The 19,225-nt window shown below is 64.0% G+C and carries 20 protein-coding genes; 5 read left to right on the top strand and 15 right to left on the bottom strand.

Annotation, left to right across the window (positions count from 1 at the left end; translation table 11 throughout):
* Window position 1: 1 nt before the first annotated feature.
* From ubiT to norR, 7 genes are all read right to left on the bottom strand, one after another.
* Window positions 2-475 carry a ubiquinone anaerobic biosynthesis accessory factor UbiT gene (ubiT, locus tag N005_RS20500; protein ID WP_047702858.1) on the bottom strand — a complete coding sequence of 158 codons (474 nt, stop codon included), beginning with the start codon at window positions 473-475 and terminating at the stop codon, window positions 2-4.
* Window positions 469-1,359 carry a U32 family peptidase gene (locus N005_RS20495; RefSeq protein ID WP_047702857.1) on the bottom strand — a complete coding sequence of 297 codons (891 nt, stop codon included), beginning with the start codon at window positions 1,357-1,359 and terminating at the stop codon, window positions 469-471. Before N005_RS20495 ends, ubiT begins: the two co-directional genes overlap by 7 nt.
* Before the next feature lie 10 nt (window positions 1,360-1,369).
* On the bottom strand, window positions 1,370-2,365 hold the full coding sequence (gene ubiU / locus N005_RS20490) for a ubiquinone anaerobic biosynthesis protein UbiU (RefSeq protein ID WP_047702856.1): 996 nt from the start codon (window positions 2,363-2,365) through the stop codon (window positions 1,370-1,372).
* An 81-nt stretch (window positions 2,366-2,446) separates the two neighbouring features.
* On the bottom strand, window positions 2,447-3,694 hold the full coding sequence (locus tag N005_RS20485) for a molybdopterin molybdotransferase MoeA (RefSeq protein WP_047702855.1): 1,248 nt from the start codon (window positions 3,692-3,694) through the stop codon (window positions 2,447-2,449).
* Window positions 3,691-4,245: a molybdenum cofactor biosynthesis protein B gene (moaB, locus tag N005_RS20480; protein WP_047702854.1), complete on the bottom strand. Its 555-nt coding sequence runs from the start codon at window positions 4,243-4,245 to the stop codon at window positions 3,691-3,693. The genes N005_RS20485 and moaB overlap by 4 nt, the downstream gene beginning before the upstream one ends.
* Window positions 4,246-4,333: 88 nt before the next feature.
* Entirely contained in the window at window positions 4,334-4,981 is a 648-nt protein-coding gene (pdxH, locus tag N005_RS20475; RefSeq protein ID WP_047702853.1) for a pyridoxamine 5'-phosphate oxidase, read from the bottom strand.
* A 310-nt stretch (window positions 4,982-5,291) separates the two neighbouring features.
* Window positions 5,292-6,824, bottom strand: coding sequence for a nitric oxide reductase transcriptional regulator NorR (norR, locus tag N005_RS20470; protein ID WP_047702852.1), 1,533 nt, complete (start codon window positions 6,822-6,824; stop codon window positions 5,292-5,294).
* 160 nt (window positions 6,825-6,984) lie between these two features.
* Between norR and ytfE the strand changes: the two genes are divergently transcribed.
* A complete protein-coding gene (ytfE, locus tag N005_RS20465) occupies window positions 6,985-7,662 on the top strand; it encodes an iron-sulfur cluster repair protein YtfE (RefSeq protein ID WP_047702851.1) in 678 nt (225 codons plus the stop codon).
* A 125-nt stretch (window positions 7,663-7,787) separates the two neighbouring features.
* Here ytfE and N005_RS20460 read toward each other — a convergent pair whose 3' ends face one another.
* Window positions 7,788-8,228 (bottom strand): membrane protein, encoded by a 441-nt coding sequence (locus N005_RS20460; protein WP_047702850.1) that lies wholly within the window; start codon window positions 8,226-8,228, stop codon window positions 7,788-7,790.
* Between the two features lie 22 nt (window positions 8,229-8,250).
* Window positions 8,251-9,441 (bottom strand): NnrS family protein, encoded by a 1,191-nt coding sequence (locus N005_RS20455; protein WP_047702849.1) that lies wholly within the window; start codon window positions 9,439-9,441, stop codon window positions 8,251-8,253.
* A gap of 577 nt (window positions 9,442-10,018) precedes the next feature.
* Between N005_RS20455 and N005_RS20445 the strand changes: the two genes are divergently transcribed.
* Window positions 10,019-10,702, top strand: coding sequence for a Crp/Fnr family transcriptional regulator (locus tag N005_RS20445; protein WP_047702847.1), 684 nt, complete (start codon window positions 10,019-10,021; stop codon window positions 10,700-10,702).
* On the top strand, window positions 10,699-10,899 hold the full coding sequence (locus N005_RS20440) for a hypothetical protein (RefSeq protein ID WP_047702846.1): 201 nt from the start codon (window positions 10,699-10,701) through the stop codon (window positions 10,897-10,899). Before N005_RS20445 ends, N005_RS20440 begins: the two co-directional genes overlap by 4 nt.
* Before the next feature lie 25 nt (window positions 10,900-10,924).
* On the opposite strand, the gene N005_RS20435 is transcribed toward N005_RS20440, so the two are convergent.
* From N005_RS20435 to N005_RS20410, 6 genes are all read right to left on the bottom strand, one after another.
* Window positions 10,925-12,763: a nitric oxide reductase activation protein NorD gene (locus N005_RS20435; protein ID WP_047702845.1), complete on the bottom strand. Its 1,839-nt coding sequence runs from the start codon at window positions 12,761-12,763 to the stop codon at window positions 10,925-10,927.
* A gap of 190 nt (window positions 12,764-12,953) precedes the next feature.
* A complete protein-coding gene (locus N005_RS20430) occupies window positions 12,954-14,381 on the bottom strand; it encodes a cbb3-type cytochrome c oxidase subunit I (protein ID WP_047702844.1) in 1,428 nt (475 codons plus the stop codon).
* Window positions 14,382-14,384: 3 nt separating this feature from the next.
* The gene (locus N005_RS20425) at window positions 14,385-14,825 is read right to left on the bottom strand and encodes a c-type cytochrome (protein WP_047702843.1); all 441 of its coding nucleotides are present in this window, start codon (window positions 14,823-14,825) and stop codon (window positions 14,385-14,387) included.
* Window positions 14,826-15,107: 282 nt separating this feature from the next.
* A complete protein-coding gene (locus N005_RS20420) occupies window positions 15,108-15,365 on the bottom strand; it encodes a cytochrome C oxidase subunit IV family protein (protein WP_047702842.1) in 258 nt (85 codons plus the stop codon).
* Window positions 15,366-15,377: 12 nt separating this feature from the next.
* Window positions 15,378-15,962 carry a cytochrome c oxidase subunit 3 family protein gene (locus N005_RS20415; RefSeq protein ID WP_047702841.1) on the bottom strand — a complete coding sequence of 195 codons (585 nt, stop codon included), beginning with the start codon at window positions 15,960-15,962 and terminating at the stop codon, window positions 15,378-15,380.
* Window positions 15,946-16,749, bottom strand: a complete 804-nt coding sequence (locus N005_RS20410) for a CbbQ/NirQ/NorQ/GpvN family protein (RefSeq protein WP_047702840.1) — start codon at window positions 16,747-16,749, stop codon at window positions 15,946-15,948. Before N005_RS20410 ends, N005_RS20415 begins: the two co-directional genes overlap by 17 nt.
* A 198-nt stretch (window positions 16,750-16,947) precedes the next feature.
* On the opposite strand from N005_RS20410, the gene N005_RS20405 reads away from it, so the two are divergent.
* Complete coding sequence (locus N005_RS20405; RefSeq protein WP_047702839.1) at window positions 16,948-18,627, top strand: cytochrome D1 domain-containing protein; 1,680 nt, start codon at window positions 16,948-16,950, stop codon at window positions 18,625-18,627.
* Between the two features lie 24 nt (window positions 18,628-18,651).
* Window positions 18,652-18,963, top strand: coding sequence for a c-type cytochrome (locus N005_RS20400; protein WP_047702838.1), 312 nt, complete (start codon window positions 18,652-18,654; stop codon window positions 18,961-18,963).
* Window positions 18,964-19,225 lie beyond the last annotated feature (262 nt).

Below are 19,225 nucleotides of genomic sequence, written 5' to 3'. Positions count from 1 at the left end.
CTCATCCCACCGTTGCCAGGCCTTTCCCCGCCCGCTCCAGGTTGCGCCACAACCAGGGCGGCAACACGTCCGGATCGAGGCTGTCGATCAGGTTCTTCAGTGCCAATCCCAGTTCGGTATCGCCTTCGATGACCAGCCGCCGTCGGAAGAACAGCGTATCGGGGTCTTCCTGACGACTGGCGAGCAGCAGGAACTCGCGCCAGTTGCCGCTGATGGTGACCTGGGCTTCGGCGCGTTCGGCGATGCGCAGGCCCTCGCGCCCCAGCGTCAGGTACCAGCGCAAGCCCAGGTCAGGCACCCGCAGGCACAACCAACGATCACGCAGCACATCGAACCCGCCATCGCGCAGCGGTTCGGCCAGGCACCGATTGAGCGCCTGCTGCAACGCCAGGCGCTGCACCACGAACGGTACCTTGCCGATCAACGGCAGCAAGCGGTCGGCGCCTTTGAGCATCCACTTCTTCGGACTCAGCACAGCCCCGCCTCCTCTACTTTGAGCATGCCGGCATGGCCGTGCCAGTAGCCGTTACACCCTTCCACAAACAGCGGCGGCGCCTCGCCCTGGCGGACCCGGTCGAAGGCCATGACCACCTCGGCCATGCCCTGGGCCCGCGGACTCAGGCGCAGCACGTCGGCACCGCATGCCTTCAAGGCGTTGTAATCGGCCAGCAAGTTGCTCACCTCGCCAGACAGGGTCTGGATGCCGTTGAGGGTGAACAGTTGCTGGCCTTCCTGGCTGCTCAACGCCAGGCCGTCGGGGTAGTTGATGCAACAGAACTGGCAGTCGTCCTTGGGTCGGTTTTCCGCCCGGGCGGTGAAGCAGCGCGCCGAGTAAGCCAGGGGCAGATGACCGTAGGCGAAGATTTCCACCTCGGGCACTTCACGATCCATTTCCCGCACTTGCTCCAGTACATCGCTGATCAGCGCCGCCGAACATTCCACCGGTGGCACCCAGCGGATCATGCCGCTGTCGAGCAACTGCGCCAGGGCGTGACCGTTGTACAGGTTCAGCGCCGGCCCGCCGACAAAAGGCAGTTTGCGCTCGGCCAGCACTTGCACGGCGCCCATGTCGTTGGCCTCCACCAGCAATTGGCCGTTGTCGCACAGGCGACGCAACGTGGAAAACTCCGAGGCCGCCTCGATCAGCGTCAGGCTCGACAGCACGATCTGGGCCTGGCTGCACGCCTGTAGTTCGCGGGCCAACCCCAGCCATTGATCCAGGGAAAAGGCCCGGCGCTTGGAGCACACCGTCTCCCCCAGGTAGATCACATCCAGTGGCAAGGCCGACATCTCGGCGTAGAAATTTCCCAGTTGTGTTTTGTCCCAGTAGAACAGGACCGGTCCCAGGCTGAGCTTCATCTGGCCTTCCTCATTGCCATGATCGATGGTAGGCACCCAGGGTGGTCTGGCTGCCTTCCGACAGACCGGCCAGCACCTGGCGCCATTCTTCGCGCACGCGAAAACGCTGCGGCGCGGCCCGGTGTGCATCCAGCGCGGCGCGCCAGACCCGGGTCACTTGTTCCACGTACGCGGGGCTGCGTTGGCGGCCTTCGATTTTCACCGCCTCGACGCCGATGGCCGTCAACTCCGGCAGCAGGTCCAGGGTGTCCAGGCTGGTGGGCTCTTCCAATGCATGGAAGCGCTTGCCGCCCACCAGGAAGCGGCCTTTGCACAGGGTCGGGTAACCGGCCGACTCCTGTGGGGTGTAGCGGTCGATCAGCACTTCGCTCAAACGGGCACTCAACCCCTCGGCGTCTTCGCTCCAGCGCACGGCCTTCGCCGGCGAGCAGACGCCACAGAGATTCGGTGATTCGCCGGTGATGTAGGAGGACAAGTGGCAACGGCCCTCGGCCATGATGCACAGGCTGCCGAAGCCGAAGACCTCGATGGGCACCGGGCTGCCCGCCGCCACCTGCCGGACCTGGGCCAGGGACAGCACCCGAGGCAGCACGGCACGCCGGATGTCATAGCGTTGGGCGTAGAACGCCAGGGCGGCGGCGTGGGTCGCCGAGCCCTGGACGGACAGGTGCAGCGCCAGGTTCGGATGACGCTGGCTGGCATAGCCGAGCACGCCGGGATCGGCGGCAATCAGGGCGTCCACGCCGAAATCGGCGGCACGATCCACCGCCCGCTGCCAGCGCTCCCAGCCCTTGGGTTGCGGGTAGGTGTTGACGGCGACATAGAGCTTGCGTTGATGCTGGCGGATGTGGGCGACAGCCGCGTCGAACTGTTTGTCGTCCATGTTCAGCCCGGCGAAATGCCGGGCATTGGTGTCATCGCGAAAGCCGACATAGACGGCATCGGCGCCTTGGCGCACCGCCGCTTTGAGGGCAGGCAGATTCCCTGCCGGGCAAACCAGTTGCATGGGGCATCCTCGTGAGAAAACCTGGGGCGCCGCCAGTCTAGCCAGCCGTCAGCCGGCGACCTTGACGGCAGTCAATTGCCGTCAATGCATCAGGTCGGCGAACGGCAGGTACATCACCCGGTCGTGCTTGTGCACCTTGGCTTCGCACTCCACCACCGCCAATCCATCGGCCCAGCAGGCGGCGGTCAACATGGCCGAACTCTGTTGCGGGTGCGGCACCACGCACAGATGACCTTCGGCGTCCGGCACCAATCGGGCCCGCAGGTACTGGCGGCGACGGTTGCGCTGCAACCAGTCGAAACCGGCCGGCAAATGCAAGGGCACGGGTAGCACCTGAGCCATGCCCTGGGCGCGGAACAGGAACGGCCGCACTACCACCAGCGCCGTGATCAGCGCCGCCGACGGATTACCCGGCAAGCCGATCCAGGGCGTACCGGCCACCTCGCCGAAGGCCAGGGGCTTGCCCGGTTGTATCGCCAGGCGCCAGAGGTCGAGGCTGCCGAGGCGCTCGATGGCTTGTTTGAGATGGTCTTCCTCGCCCACGGAGACGCCGCCGGAGGTCAACAGCACGTCGCAGTCGGCGGCCGCCAGGCTCAGCGCCTGCTGGCTGGCCTGGAGTCGATCGGGCATGACGCCGAAGTCATGCACCTCGAAACCCCAGCCACGCAACAACGCGGCGATGCTGCGGCGATTGCTGTTATAGATCTGCCCCGGCGCCAAGGGCTCACCCGGCTCACGCAGTTCGTCGCCGCTGCTGAGCAGGACAACCCGCAATGGGCGATAGACCTTCACCCGGGCGATCCCGGCGCCGGCCAGCAGCCCCAGTTCCTGGGCCCGCAAGCGCGTACCGGCGTTGAACAATCGTTCGCCTTGGCGCAGCTCTTCACCCTCCTTGCGCACATGGTCCCCTGGCCTGGCCGCCGGCATCCAGACCCGCTCGCCCTCCTCCCGGCAGCTCTCCTGGGGCACTACGGTGTCGGCACCCGGCGGCAAGGGTGCGCCGGTGAAAATCCGTACCGCCTGGCCTTCCCGCAATGGCTCACCGGGGCCATCGCCGGCGGCGATTCGTCCGCTCAACGCCAGGTATCCTCCGACGGGAGACAGGTCGGCGGCCCGCAGCGCGTAGCCGTCCATGGCGCTGTTGTCCCAGGCAGGCAGGTTCATCGGGCAGAGGACATCGGCAGCGAGCACATGACCCAGGGCCTGGTCCAGGCCGACTCGCTGGATCGGTGGCGGCGGTGGCGCCTGGTCGAGCAGGTGACGGATGGCCTCATCCACCGGCATCAGCGTTCCACTGTCGCACGCCGATCCACATCCGTGGCCGCTCATGGCCGCGTCTCGCAGGCCACTGGCGCGACGCCCGCCTGGGGCTTGAGATGGGGGGTGAAATTGCACGGCCCGGTGCGACTGTCCAACTGCCCGGCCAGGATCTGTTCCCAACCGGTCCGACAAGCCCCCGGCGAACCCGGCAGACAGCACACCAGCACGCCATTGCTCATGCCGGCCAATGCGCGGGATTGCAGGCTGGACATACCAATCTCCGCCAGCGAGACCTGGCGGAACAATTCGCCAAAGCCGTCCACCTGTTTGTCCAGCAAGGGTGCCACCGCTTGTGGCGTGTTATCGCGGGCGGTGAAACCGGTGCCGCCGGTCATCAATACCACTTGCACCTTGGAGTCGGCGATCCACTGCGAAACCTGGGCGCGGATCTGGTAGATGTCGTCCTTCACCAGCCCCCGGTCGATCAGTACGTGACCGGCTGTTTGCAACAGATCGACGAGGGTCTGGCCGGAGGTATCGGTGTCGAAGCTGCGGGTATCGCTGATGGTAAGTACCGCAATGTTCAGTGGTTGGAAGTGGCGTTGCGTCAGATGGGCCATGATCAGCCGTCCTGTCAGAAAAGATGGCCCAGCCTGAACCGCAATCGATGCCGGGCCTATTCCTCTATGGAGGTACCTCCCCCGGCGCTCAGGGCGCCAGACGGCTGCGCTTCCACCCGCCATCCTGCCGGCGATAGTCGAGGCGGTCATGCAAGCGATCGGCGCGGCCCTGCCAGAACTCCAGTCGCTCGGGTTGCAGGCAATAGCCGCCCCACTGCTCCGGGCGCGGTACCGGTTGGTCGGCGAAACGTTGTTCGGCATATGCCAACAAGCTTTCCAGCGCGGCACGATTGTCCAGCGGTTGGCTTTGCGGCGACGCCCAGGCCCCGAGCCGGCTGGCCAGCGGGCGGGAATGGAAATAGGCATCCGACAGTGCGGGATCGAGCCGGCGAACTTGCCCCTCGATGCGCACCTGGCGCTCCAGGCCCGGCCAGAAGAACGTCATCGCCGCCCACGGATTGATTGCCAGGTCCCGGCCCTTGCCACTGCCATAGTTGCCGAAAAACGTGAAACCGTTTTCGTCGAAGCCTTTGAGCAACAGCACCCGGGCATGGGGGCGGCCCTGCTCGTCCACGGTGGACAGGACCATGCTGTTGGCCTCGACCGGAGGGCTCTCGGTTTCCCGGGCCTGTCGCATCCATAGCCCGAACAGTGCCAGTGGATCGTCGGGGGCATGGGTTTCGTCCAGGCCATCGCGGGTGTACTGACGGCGCATGTTCGCCAGGGACAGTGGCATAAGGGGGGATCTCCACAAGGGTTTTGCCCAGTGTGGGTGCTATGTAGGGGGCCGGCCTTGATCGTCGTCAATGCGGGTTCCTGTGATGATCTTGCCGACGCCATCGCGAGCAGGCTCGCTCCCACAGGATTTGCGCAGGACCTGTGGGAGCGAGCCTGCTCGCGATAGCCGCGACGCGGTCCCCCTGGCTCTACTTGAGCCCCAACCGTCGCGCCAGCTTATGCAGGGTGCCCCACACTGGATCCATGGCGCCCACAATCCCTGTGGGAGCGAGCCTGCTCGCGATGGCAGCGACTCGGTCTCGCTGGCTCTACTTGAGCCCCAACCGCCGCGCCAGCTTATGCAGGTTGCTCGGATCGACCTCCAACAGCCGCGCCGCGCCGGCCCAGTTCTGTCCGCAACGGTCCAGGGCCTGGAGAATCGCCTGGCGCTGGCACGCATCGACGGTTTCGCTCAAGGGCTGCAGCGGTGCATCGATCAACGCCTCGGGCTGTTCGACCAGCGCTCGTGCACCGGAGGCACCGGCATTGACATCAAGGTCCAGCACCTGAGGTTCCAAGGTCATGATCAAGCTGCGACTCGCGCCTCGGCTGAGTTGCTTGAGTGCCGCGCGGCTGATCACATGCTCCAGCTCCCGCACATTGCCCGGCCAGCTGTACGCCAGCAGCGCCTGCTCGGCGGCAGGAGACAAGCGCAAACCACGCAGGCCCAGTCGTGTGCGGTTCAGTTCGAGGAAATGCCCCGCCAACATCAGCACGTCGTGGCCGCGCTCGCGCAGTGGTGGGATCGGCACCGGATAGACCGAGAGGCGGTGATACAGGTCGGCGCGAAACAGCCCGTCGCGAATGCTGTCGGGCAGGTGCCGGTTGGTGGCGGCAATGATCCGCACATCGACGTGCAGCGGTTTGTCCGCGCCCAAGCGCTGGATCTCGCCGTTTTGCAGCGTGCGCAGCAACTTGGCCTGCACGCTCAGCGGCAACTCGCCGACCTCGTCGAGAAACAGCGTGCCGCCATTGGCCGCATCGAAACGCCCGGCGCGGTCGGTGGTCGCGCCGGAAAACGCGCCTTTGACATGACCGAACAACTCGCTTTCCGCCAGGGATTCCGGCAACGCCGCGCAATTGACCTGGATCAGCGGCTTGTGGCCGCGCCGGGACAGCCTGTGCAAGCGCCGGGCGAACAGCTCCTTGCCAACGCCGGTTTCCCCCAACAACAGAACCGGCAATTCGGAATCGGCCAGGACGTCCAGTTCGTTGAGCAACTGCTGCAAGCCCTCGCTGCGACCGAGGATCTCGCCCTCTTCGACGGGCAGGTGCAGGTCCGGCGAGTCGCTGCGCGACGCCCGCAGGCTGCGGTTCTCCTGCTCCAGCCGGGTCACCCGCACCGCCGCCTCGATCTGCAGGGTACAGCGCTTGAGCTCCTCGCGGGCACGGCTGTCGAAGGTACCGGCGTGCAACGCATCCAGGGTGATAGCTCCCCAGAGGCGCCCTTCCACGTACAGGCTCACGCCCATGCAGTCGTGCACCGGCAGTGGCTCGCCGACGTGATGATCGAGCAAGCCGTCATAAGGGTCCGGCAATCGGCTGTCGGGCTCGAACCAGGTGGGCTCGCGCGAAGCCATGATCGCCGCGAGGCGTGGGTGCTGGGCGATCACGAAACGACGGCCCAGCGCCTCGTGGACCAGGCCGACGGTCGCCACAGGCCTGAGGCTGTCATCGTCGAGGCGCAGCAACCCCACGGCGCCACTGTTGAAATATTCGCGCAAGGTCTGCACCAGGCGCTGCAACCGCACGGCATTGGGCAGCTCGACGATCAGGTCGGCGGCCAGGCTTTCACGCAGCATGGTAGTGATGACCCTCCAGGGTTGGTTTGACCCTTTCCAGTTCGGGTCATAATCACCCGCCCCTGGAATAAATACGTTTAATATCAATCAGTTGAAAATGGCATGCCGGCTGCAATGCCGAATCATCTGTCCCTACCGGGATTCAACCCAAGGAAACATGATGAGCCTCGAACTGCTGGAACAAAGCCTGGGCCAATTGGCCTGCGACATTCCCGGTGCCACCCGTACCTTCCATCATTACAGCCTCGACTTCTGTTGCGGCGGGCAAAAGACCCTGCGTGAAGCCGCGCTGAGCAAGGGCCTGAACCCGCTGCTGATCGCCGACGCCCTCAAGACGCTGCAAGCCGCCGGGGAACTCGGCCACGACTGGCGCGATGAACCCCAGGCCCTGCTGATCGCCCACATCCTGGAACGCTACCACGCCCGCCACCGTGAACAGTTGCCGGAACTGATCCGCCTGGCCCGTCGCGTCGAGCAGGTGCATGGCGCCCGCCCCAGTTGCCCGAACGGTCTGGCCGATCACCTCCAGGATCTGTATCAGGAACTCGAAGGCCACATGCTCAAGGAAGAACAGGTGCTGTTCCCGATGCTGCAACAAGGTCTTGGCGAACGGGCCTCGGCGCCGATCCAGGTGCTGCGCTACGAACACGACCAGCACGGCGAGGCCCTGGAAACCATGCTCGCCCTGACCGACCAGATCACTCCGCCCGCCGACGCCTGCAATACCTGGCGCGCCCTGTATCGCGGCCTGGTGGAACTGCGTGACGACCTGATGCAGCACATCCACCTGGAGAACAACGTGTTGTTCGTCAAGGCGATGAGCCCCTCCAACCACTAACCACCATTCCCTGTGGGAGCGAGCCTGCTCGCGATAGCGGAGGGTCAGTCAGCACTGATTCAACTGACCCACCGCTATCGCGAGCAGGCTCGCTCCCACAAAGGATGCGCGGCGCCTGCGCTTATTCAGAACTGCCAGTAGAACATCCCCTTCGCCAACACAACGATCACCAGCATATGCCCGAGGATGCTGCGCCGCAGCCAGCACGCCCTGGCCGGGCTCAGGCGGCCGCGCTTGAGCCAGTAGGCCAGCAGCAGGTAGTGCCCGATGATGCTCAGGGCCAGCAGGATCTTCAGGCTCAACAGCAGGCCGAAGCTGCTGGCCAGCGGCTGGCTCAATGCCCCGCGATGCTGCCAGGCCAGGCCGATACCGGCGCCGTACAACAACAGCACCACACCATGCAGCACCCGGCGCGAACGCTGGGCGATGGCCTGGTCGGCGGCATCCCGGGCGCCTTGGGCCAGTGGCCGGCGGGCGCTATGCCAGATGCAGACCTCGAAGAACAGCGTGCCGATGAAAGCAATGGCCGCCAACAGATGCGTGACCAGCAAGACCCCATACATCATCGATCGTCTCCGTCCATTCGGCTCATCCCGGATGCCCGTCCACCCGAGCCCGGCAGAGCATTGGCCCATAGCGCCAGGCATAGAGCCCGAACGCCAGCGTCCAGCACAACCCCGCCAGCCACAACGCGCCCAACGGGAATACCAGCACCAGCAGCACCCGGCTCAGGCAGGCCAGATTGAGCAGGATGAACGCCAGGGTCATGCCCAGTGGCGGCTCCAGGGGACGCCCGGTATGGCCGAGGCTGACGCGGGCGATCATTGCCAGGATCAGCCCGGCCATGGCGCCGATGGTCAGGCAGTGCACCGCCAGGCTCGGGTTCAGCGGCGCGCCTAAGTGCCACAGGGCCATGCCCAGGCAAGCCAGCGCCAGCCAGGCGTAGGCCAGGTGCAACGACCACAGCAGCGGCACCCGCCACAAGTCCCGATCATGCCAACGGATCAAGCGAACCCCATGCCCCGTCGCCAGGACGGCAAACAACAGGCCGGTCCAGACATTGGCCGACAACGCCACACCGCCGGCATAGAGCAGCGCCACCAGGGCCGAGCCGCCCAACAGCAAACGATCCAGCCATGGCCAGGGCGCAACGCCCTCGACGCGCCCCAGTCCGCGCTGGGTGAAGAACGGAATCACCCGTCCGCCGATCAGCCCCATCATCGCCGCCACCAGCCACAAGCCGGTGAGCACGCTTTGCCGCTGCACGCCGTCATCCTGTTGAACCAGTCCATACACCGACAACCCGTCGGCCGCGGCCAACAGCAGCAACACCAGCACGATCGGGTAATTGCGCTTCTGCCGCACGCGCCACAGCGTGATGCCCATCAACGCGGCCACCGCCAGGGCGAAACCCACTTCCAGTACCGCCAGCAACGGCCAGGGTGCATCGACCAACCAGGCCAGCCGCGCCCCCAGCCACAGCAGCGCCAATGCCGCCAGGCGCTTGCCGCTGAGCCCCGGCGTCCCCGTCCAGGTCTGCACCGCCGTCAGCAGGAACCCGGCGATGATCGCCAGGCCGAAGCCGAACAACAGCTCATGACGGTGCCAGGCCAACCAGCCTCCCGCCGGTTGCCAGGCCGACAGTCGCCCGCTGAACACTGCCAGCCACAGCGGCACGACACACAACGCAAGCACGCAGCCGGCGAGGAAAAACGGCCGGAACGCCAGGCGCCATAACGGCAGGATGGCCATGGCCTTGCGACGGTCAAGCACTTGCATACTTCACTCCTTAACCCTCCCGGGAATGGTCCCGGGACGAGGGTCGACATTCAGATCCGAATGATCGGCTATCGGCGCCGACGGGGCTTGTCTCAGATCAAGCAAGCCCCCCGGCGGTCCGCTTCGAAGCGGGACTTGCAAGGGGCTTGCCGAAACCGCACGAAGCGCGCGCCCATGCTTCAAAGAACAACTCTGTACCCCTGTGGGAGCGACGGACGAGCGCTATCGCCACACAGAGCCAACTCGACGCCAACTGCCAGGCCGCTATCGCGAGCAGGCTCGCTCCCACAGGAGACCAGGGTATTTATGACCGTTTCGTGGTTATTTTTACCCCGTTACGCCGAGGTAGTTTTGACCCTGGTCAACGGAAACCGCCGAAACACAAGGTCCGCAAGCATGGCCCGGCTCTTGCTCAGGCTCGGCATACCCTTTTTGCCGAGACCTCCCCATGAAACATGTCGCCCTCCCGCTCGTCTGGTTCCTCCTGCTCTCCTGCGTCGTGGCGCTGGCCAGCAGCCTTTCGCTGAACCTCGTCTGACCCCGACCGATTTTTTCGCTTACCACAAGGATCCACGCCATGGTGCTCCACCGCGTCCATCACCAGATTCTGCGCAGTCATCATCTGTTCGAACCGCTCAATGACGAACAGCTCGACGAACTGATGAGTTCCAGCCAACTGCTGAACATCGACAAGGGCGACCCGCTGTTTCGCCAGGGGGAACCGGCGCAGGCGTTTTACTTCGTGATTGCCGGAGCCGTGAAAATCTATCGCCTGACCCCGGATGGCCAGGAGAAGGTGTTCGAAGTGATTGGCGAGCGCCAGACGTTCGCCGAAGCCATGATGCTGATGGACACGCCCAACTACGTCGCGTCCGCCGATGCCGTCTGCCCGACCCAGTTGTATCGCCTCTCCAACGCCACTTACATGCGGCTCTTGCAAAGCAACAGCCGGCTGACCTTTGCCCTGCTCGGCAAGCTCTGCGTGCGCCTGCACCAGCGGGTCAACGAGATCGAAACCCTGTCGCTGAAAAACGCCACCCACCGCGTGGTGCGCTACCTGCTGACGCAACTGGTTCGCCTGCAGACCGTGGACAGCCAGTTCGAACTGCCGATGGCCAAGCAGTTGATTGCCGGCCACTTGTCCATCCAGCCGGAAACCTTTTCGCGGATCATCCGTCGCCTGATCGACGAAAAGATCATCACCCAGGACGGCCGCCAGATCGCCATTCTCGACCGCCTGCGCCTGGAGCAGTTCGAATGAGCGCCCAGGCCACTTGCTTGTACTGCCAACAGGCCAACCCGGCGGATGAACCCGAGTGTCGCCAGTGCGGCATGCCCCTGCCGGAAAGCACTGCAATGGCCATGGAGCGCCGGTTGCGACGCTTCACCTGGTTCTGTGTCGGGCTGACGGTTTTCTGCATCGTCATGTTCTTCTGGTTACCCCGCGACATGCTCTGAAGCTTGGAGCTTGGAGCTCGCAGCTCTAATCCTGGGTCAGTTGCCGATACAACTGCGGCAGACGCAGCGGCAGCTGTTCGGGCTGGCGGATCAAGGTGTAGCCGTTGGCGCCGAACATGTACGGCAGGTAGTCCCCCGCTTCGCGATCGATGGTGATGCAGAACGGCGTCAGTCCCTGGCGCCTCGCTTCCAGCACGGCCTGGCGAGTGTCTTCCACGCCGTAGCGTCCTTCGTAGAGGTCCAGGTCATTGGGCTTGCCATCGCTGAGCAGCAACAGCAGCTTGCGTCGCCGCTTGCAGCCCGCCAGCCGTTGCGTGGCCTGGCGGATCGCCGCCCCCATGCGCGTGTAGTAACCGGGCTTGAGCGTCTGGATACGGCCCCGGGTGTGGTCGTCGTAGCGCTGGTTGAAGGCCTTGAGTTCATGCATGCGCACATGATGGCGGCGCAACGATGAGAAGCCGTACAACGCAAAGTCGTCTCCCAGGACCGACAGGGTTTCACCGAACAGCAGCAAACTGTCGCGGATCACATCGATCACCCGGTGCTCGTCGTTGAGGTGGGCGTCGGTGGACATCGACAAATCGGCCAGCAACAGACAGGCCAGGTCACGACGGGTCTGGCGCTGCTCGATGAACAGGCCGCGCTCGCTGCATTGGCCGTGCTGGCGCTCGACATGGAAATCCAGCCAGGCCTGCAAGTCCAGCTCCGAGCCCTGGGTTTGCTGGCGCAGCCATTGCCGGTCGTTGCGCAGGTGCTCGAACTGGCGACGCAAGCGCTGGGCCGGTGCTCGCAGGCGTGGCGGTAGAGGCTGGGGCTGGCAATCCCGGGGGATGAAGGTTTGCAGGCTGACGAAATCATCCTGCAGGCGCTGCTTGCGATAGTCCCATTCCGGCAGCCGGATGCCCTCGCCCAACGGCACGTCATCCACATCCGCCGGCGGCAGGTCCAGATGCAGCTTCAAGCCGCCGCCCTTGCGCAAGCGGGTGCGCGACAGGGTCAACTGGTCCAGGTCCTCGGCGACCCGTGCCGCGTCCGGATCCTCGCTGTCATCCGACCAGCGATCCAGGTCCACGTGTTCCGTCCAACTGAACAGGTTTTCCAGGCGAACGATCAGCAGCCCGCCGTCCCGGGTGGTTTCGTCGATCCGTTCGGCGCGTTTGCGTCCGCCCTGCTGCTCACCCGGTGGGGTCGCCAGGTATTGCTCGGATTCCTCAAGGTTGCCGGCCTGGGGATTGCCCAGATGCCGGGGTGGATACAGCCACAACGGTAACGGCCAGGCCGCCCGTTCGCTGCGAGGGAAATGCTCGACACTGCCGGGGTCGCGCAAGGCCTGGCACAGGGCACGCTCAAGCAAGGCTTCGTCCGGGTTCAGTGCCGCCGGATCGGGACGCAGGGACAGGTGTGCCTCCACCAGCCGCCGATAACGAGGACGCAGCGCCGGGTAGCGCCGCAACACGGCTTGGGTCCAACGCTGATTGTCCCGCCCCCAGTGTTTCATCGGCCCCGACTGTGCGGCCAGCAAGGCCAGCCAGCGGTACAGCTCCTCGTTCAAGGCGGCATCGGGAAACGCCGCCAGGCTCGCCGGCAGCCGCAGGTTGTCCGCGTCACACCAGGCCAGTGGCGTTTGTTTGCAGGTACCGGCGATCTGCTGGAGCAGGTTGCGGCGCAACAGCAGATCGCGATCGCTGACCGCCTCCACCCCCTGGTGACGAGCGCCGCCGGTGGCGTGAAACAGCACTTGCAGGGATCGCTGCCGATCGCTCAGCTCGACCCGTGCCTCGGGAAAATCGGCACTGGCCCGCCGGGTGATGAAGCGATGCCAGACACTGCCGACCCACTCTTCCAGTTCGAGGGTGAATGCCATGGTTGTTCTCCTCTTCAGGCGATGCGCTGTGATGAGAATCTCTCTAGTGGCGAGGGAGCTTGCTCCCGCTGGGCTGCGCAGCAGCCCCATTTCTCGTGGACGCTGCGCACCGATCCATTCTTGTGGGTGCTGTGCACCCAAGCGGGAGCAAGCTCCCTCGCCACAACAGCATCTCAGTCACACATGATGTTCACGACGGCACCACCACCGCCGGAGCGCGCTGGGCCGCACGGCCGCGCTGGCGGAAGCTGAGCAGGTAGCAGAGCAACCCCAACAGGAAGCCAACGCCGCTGACCAGCCGTGCCCAGAACAGCGGACGCAAGTGGTCGGTGGTGGCCATGAACGGCAAGGCACTGCCGTCCGCCGCCCAGCGTTGCAACCACACCTGGACAACACCGGCTGCGGTGAGGAACAAGGTGATCATCACCATCGACAGAGTCATCAGCCAGAAGCCCCAGATCTCCAGGCGCTGGGAGCGTTCGTCCGCCGCCTCGCCAATACCGCGCAAACGGGGCATGGCATAGCTGATCAACGTCATCACGATCATCGCGTAGGCCCCGTAGAACGCCAGGTGACCGTGGGCTGCCGTCAACTGCGAACCGTGGGTGTAGTAGTTGACCGGTGCCAGGGTGTGCAGGAAGCCCCATACCCCCGCGCCGAAGAACGCGGTGACCGTGGTGCCCTTGGCCCACAAGGTGGCGGCGCGGTTCGGGTGTTGCCGACGACGGTTCCGCACCATGCTGAACGCGAAGATCACCATCGCCAGGAACGGCAGCGGCTCCATCGCCGAGAAGATCGAACCCACCCACAACCAGACCTCCGGCGCGCCGATCCAGAAGAAGTGGTGGCCGGTGCCGATGATCCCGGTGATCAAGGCCATGGCGATGATCACGTAGAGCCATTTCTCCACCACCTCCCGGTCCACGCCGGTGACCTTGATCAGCACGAAGGCCAGCATCGCGCCCATGATCAGCTCCCAGACGCCTTCGACCCACAGGTGCACCACCCACCACCAGTAGTATTTGTCGCGGGCCAGGTTTTCCGGGTTGTAGAAGGAGAACAGGAAGAACACCGCCAGGCCGATCAGGCCGGTCATCATCACCATGCTGACGGTGGTCTTGCGCCCTTTGAGCAGGGTCATGCCGATGTTGTAGAGAAAGCCCAGGCACACCACCACGATGCCCATCTTGGTGATGGTCGGCTGCTCCAGGAACTCGCGTCCCATGGTCGGCAGCAGGTCATTGCCGGTGATCCTGGCCAAGGTGGCATACGGCACCGACAGGTAACCCAGGATGGTCAGCACCCCGGCCACGGCGAACACCCAGAACAGCACCCGCGCCAGTATCGGACTGTGCAGCTCGCGATCGGCCTCCTCCGGTACCAGGTAGTAGGCCGCGCCCATGAAGCCGAACAGCAGCCAGACGATCAGCAGGTTGGTGTGGACCATGCGGGCCACGTTGAAGGGGATCAGCGGGAACAGGAAGTCGCCGATCACGTATTGCAGCCCCATGATCAAACCGAACAACACCTGCCCCAGGAACAGCATCAGGGCAAACACGAAATAGGGTTTGGCAACGGCCTGCGAGGCGAATTTCAGATGCGGATTAGCCATGCTCATCTCTCAGCCCTCCTTGTTTGGCGGCCAGCCATTGGTATTGATCTTCGAACTCCACTTGAGGAACTCGGCGATGTCGTCGACCTCCTGCTCGCTCAGGTGGAACTGCGGCATGGCCCGGCGCCCGGGTACACCCAGGGGTTGCATTTTCATCCAGGCCTGCAGGAACGGCTTGAAGGCTTCCTCGCCGCCACGACGGTTGACCACGTTGCCCAGCTCCGGCGCGAAGTACGCGCCCTCGCCCAGCAGCGTGTGGCAGCCGATGCAGTTGTTACGCTCCCAGACGCCCTTGCCGCGTATCACCGATTCGGTCAATTGCGCCTGGTTGCTGCGCGCCGGAAAGGTCTGTTCCGTGTGGTAGGTCAGGGCCAGGAATATCAGGAAAAAGAACACGCTTCCCCCGAAGTAAATATTCCTGGCCATGCCTTTGGTGAAGGTATCTGACATGGTCACTTCCTCATTGCTTGGCGTGTCCATTCTAGGAAGCGAGGGGTCCGGAACCGCTTGATGGCGATCAAGAATCTCCGATGGTTTTGGTGGGTTGTTCCAGCGGTACCCGAAAGCTCAGGCAGGACAGCTTTTGTGGCGAGGGGATTCATCCCCGCTGGGCTGCGAAGCGGCCCCTAGATCCAACACTGAGGTGTGCCAGGCAGATTGCATCGATAGTTTTGGGTCTGCTTCGCAGCCCAGCGGGGATTCATCCCCTCGCCACAATGCTGTGTTTGAGGTTCAAGGCGCGAACAGCAGGACCGTTGCGATGAGGGTCGCCAACACCATCGCCCAACTCAACACCAACCACCGCCACAATCGCGGCGCATGGCGCAGCTCCATGAAGCCGTCGGCGATCAGCCAGGCCTTGGTGACCGCCACGCTGAGCAGTGCGACGGAGACGACACCGGAACCGGCGAACTGGCCCAGGGCGACAGTGCCGCCGCTCAACACGGCCAGGGCCGTCCAGCAAAGAATCAGAACAAGGGAATTCGGCATGAGCGCCTCCGCTCAATCCAGGATGTAGACCAGCGGAAACAGCAGCACCCACACCAGGTCCACCATGTGCCAATACAACACACCGGACTCCAGGCCACTGCACTGTCGCGAGCCATAGCGCCGTCGCCGACAGCCCTCGGCCAGCCAACCGAGAATCGCCATGCCCAGCAGCACATGGAGGAAATGGAACGCGGTAAGGATCCAGTACAGGGTGAAAAAGGTGTTGTGCTCAAGGCCCAGGCCGCTGGCCGAGAGATGGGCATATTCGCTGAGCTTGATGCCCACATAGCCTGATGCAAACAGCAACGCCACGCACAACAGCAGAGCACTCCGGCGCGGCCGATCCCGCCTGACCTGCTCCAGGGCCAGCGCAGCGAACAGCCCGGCGGTCAACAGGCTCAGGGTCATCGCCAGTCCCGTGGAGCGATCCAGCAACTGCCGGCCTTCGCTGAAGATTTGCGGATACAACGCCTGGGCGACGACAAACGCCAGCATCAGCAACGCGAACACCGAGAGCTCGGCGAGGATGAAGAACCACATCGCCAGATCCCCCGGCAGACGCCGGGGCATGACCGCGGTTTCAGCCGAAGTGGACATCGACCACATCCATCAAGGCGGCGACCGTCTGCGGATCGTCGCTCAACGGCTCGGCCAGACACGCCAGGCACGCTTGCCGCGGATTCATGCCGGCGCCGATCATGCGCGCGGCGAAAATCAGCAGCCGGGTCGAAGCCACTTCTTCCAGGTCATGCTGATCGAGCCGGCGCAGGGCCTCGCCCAGGCGCACCACCTGGGCGGCCAGGTCCAGGTTCACGCCCGCCTCGCGGGCGACGATGCGCTCCTCATCCGCCACAGCCGGATAGCCAAAACGCATCGCCACGAAACGCTGGCGCGTGCTGGGCTTCATGCCCTTGAGCAGGTTCTGGTAACCGGGGTTGTAAGACACCACCAGCATGAAGGAACGAGGTGCCTGGAGCACTTCGCCGGTGCGTTCCAGGTACAGCTGCCGACGATCGTCGGCCAGCGGGTGCAATACGACCGCCGTGTCTTGCCGCGCCTCGACCACCTCGTCCAGGTAACAGATGCCGCCCTCGCGCACTGCCCGGGTCAATGGCCCATCCTGCCACCAGGTGCCCTGGGCACCGATCAGGTGGCGGCCCACCAGGTCGGCGGCGCTCAGGTCATCGTGACAGGCCACGGTGTACAGCGGCAGCTTCAAGCGGTGAGCCATGTGCTGGACGAAACGGGTCTTGCCGCAGCCCGTCGGCCCCTTGATCAGCACCGGCATGCCGTGGTGCCAGGCCTGTTCGAACAGTGCCTGTTCGTTGTCCTGGGGCTGATAGAAAGGTTCGTCCGGATGGGGAGAGATCTGACTCGGGTTCATGGCGTGTCCTGCTCGAACAATACGATTGCCGCTCACGCTACGGCGCCCTGCGACAACCTGGCAAGGCGCTCGGCGGGCAAACTTGATCGAGGTCAAGCGAGTAATCACGGGCCAGGGAATAGCCTTGCAGTGCACCCGGAACCTGCGCGCCGAACATCCATTACAGCGCAGCGCGGGTCATGCCTGAGGAGAAATGGAATGCTGATCAGCCACAAAAAATCGTGGGTCCTGAGGGTCACGGCGCTGTGTACGGCGCTGGCCGCACCCCACGCCTTCGCCGACCAACCCGCCGCCCCGGAGCAACCGCGCATGGTCAAGACCGAAGGCGCGCCGGACCTGAGCCAGGCCGACTTCGACGCGGCCAAGGAAATCTACTTCCAGCGCTGCGCCGGCTGCCACGGCGTATTGCGCAAGGGCGCCACCGGCAAGCCGCTGACCCCGGACATCACCCAGGCACGTGGCCAGGCCTACCTGGAAGCACTGATCACCTACGGCTCGGCCGCCGGCATGCCGAACTGGGGCACCTCCAATGCGCTGAGCAAAGACCAGATCACGGTGATGGCCAAGTTCATCCAGCACACCCCGCCGACGCCACCGGAATGGGGCATGGCGGAAACCCTCAAGACCTGGAAAGTGCTGGTCAAGCCTGAGGACCGGCCGACCCGGCAGCTCAACAGCCTCAACCTGCAGAACCTGTTTTCCGTCACCCTGCGCGATGACGGCAAGATTGCCTTGATCGATGGCGACTCCAAGAAAATCGTCAAGCTGATCGACACCGGCTATGCGGTACACATTTCCCGTATCTCGGCGTCGGGGCGCTACCTGCTGGTGATCGGCCGGGATGCCAGGATCGACATGATCGACCTGTGGCCGAAGGAGCCGACCAAGGTCGCGGAAATCAAGGTGGGCATCGAGGCCCGCTCGGTGGAAACCTCCAAGTTCAAGGGCTACGAAGACAAGTACACCATCGCCGGCTCCTACTGGCCGCCGCAGTTCACCATCATGGACGGCGAAACCCTGGAGCCGAAACAGATCGTCTCGACCCGAGGCATGACGGTCGACACCCAGCAATACCATCCCGAACCACGTGTGGCGGCCATCATCGCCTCCCACGAGTGGCCGGAGTTCATCGTCAACGTCAAGGAAACCGGCAAGGTGATGCTGGTCAATTACCAGGACATCAAGAACCTCACCATCACCAGCATCGACGCCGCGCCGTTCCTCCATGACGGCGGTTGGGACAGCAGCCACCGCTACTTCATGACGGCGGCCAACAACTCCAACAAGGTAGCGGTGATCGACTCCAAGGAACGCAAGCTCACCGCCCTGGTGGACGTCGGCAAGACCCCGCATCCGGGGCGCGGCGCCAACTTCAACCATCCGCTGTACGGGCCGGTCTGGGCCACCAGCCACCTGGGGGATGCCGGGGTTTCGATGATCGGGACCGACCCGGTCAAGCACCCGCAATACGCCTGGAAACAGGTCGGCTCCCTGCAGGGCCAGGGCGGCGGTTCGCTGTTCATCAAGACCCATCCCCAGTCACGTCACCTGTATGTCGACACCACCTTGAGCCCCGACGCCAAGCTCAGCCAGTCGGTGGCGGTGTTCGACATCGACAAGCTCGACGCCGGCTACACCGTGCTGCCGATTGCCGAGTACGCAGGCATCAAGAAAGGCGCCCTGCGGGTGGTGCAACCGGAATACAACAAGGCCGGCGACGAGGTCTGGTTTTCGGTCTGGAGCGGACAGGAGGACGAGTCGGCGCTGGTGGTGATCGACGACAAGACCCTCAAGGTCAAGGACGTGATCAAGGACAAGCGCCTGATCACTCCGACCGGGAAATTCAACGTCTACAACACCCAACATGACATCTATTGAGCTCCATCAATAAGAGGAAAAACCATGAAGCCTATTCTGATCGCGTTGGCCCTGACCGCCCTCTCCAGCTTGCAACCGGCGCTGGCCGAGGATGGCCCGACACTGTTCAAGAGCAAACCCTGCGCGGCTTGCCATGCCATCGACACCAAGGTGGTAGGCCCGGCCCTCAAGGACGTCGCGGCGAAAAACGCCAGCGTCCCCGGGGCCCAGGAAGTGCTCGCCAAGCACATCAAGGAAGGCACGCAAGGCAACTGGGGACCGATGCCGATGCCGGCGAATCCGGTGACCGAAGAGGAAGCCAAGGTTCTGGCGGCGTGGGTGTTGAGCCTTAAATAACCCTGCGAGAGACACTTTGTAGCGAGGGATTTGTAGCAAGTGGATCTGTGACAACTGGACCTGTGGCGAGGGGATTTATCCCCGCTGGGCTGCAAAGCAGCCCCCAAAACCTGATGTCGCGGTGTGTCAGGTTGATGAGTGCCGCTTTTTGGTGGGGCTGCTTCGCAGCCCAGCGGGGATAAATCCCCTCGCCACAAATAACCCACTAGTCACAGACAGATTCCCCTAGCCACAGATCAATCCCCTCGCCACAAATGATTGT

Source organism: Pseudomonas mediterranea CFBP 5447, from assembly GCF_000774145.1.
Classification (GTDB): Bacteria; Pseudomonadota; Gammaproteobacteria; order Pseudomonadales; family Pseudomonadaceae; genus Aquipseudomonas; species Aquipseudomonas mediterranea.
Note: the sequence above shows the minus strand (reverse complement) of the source record. Positions and strands in the feature narration are given on the sequence as shown.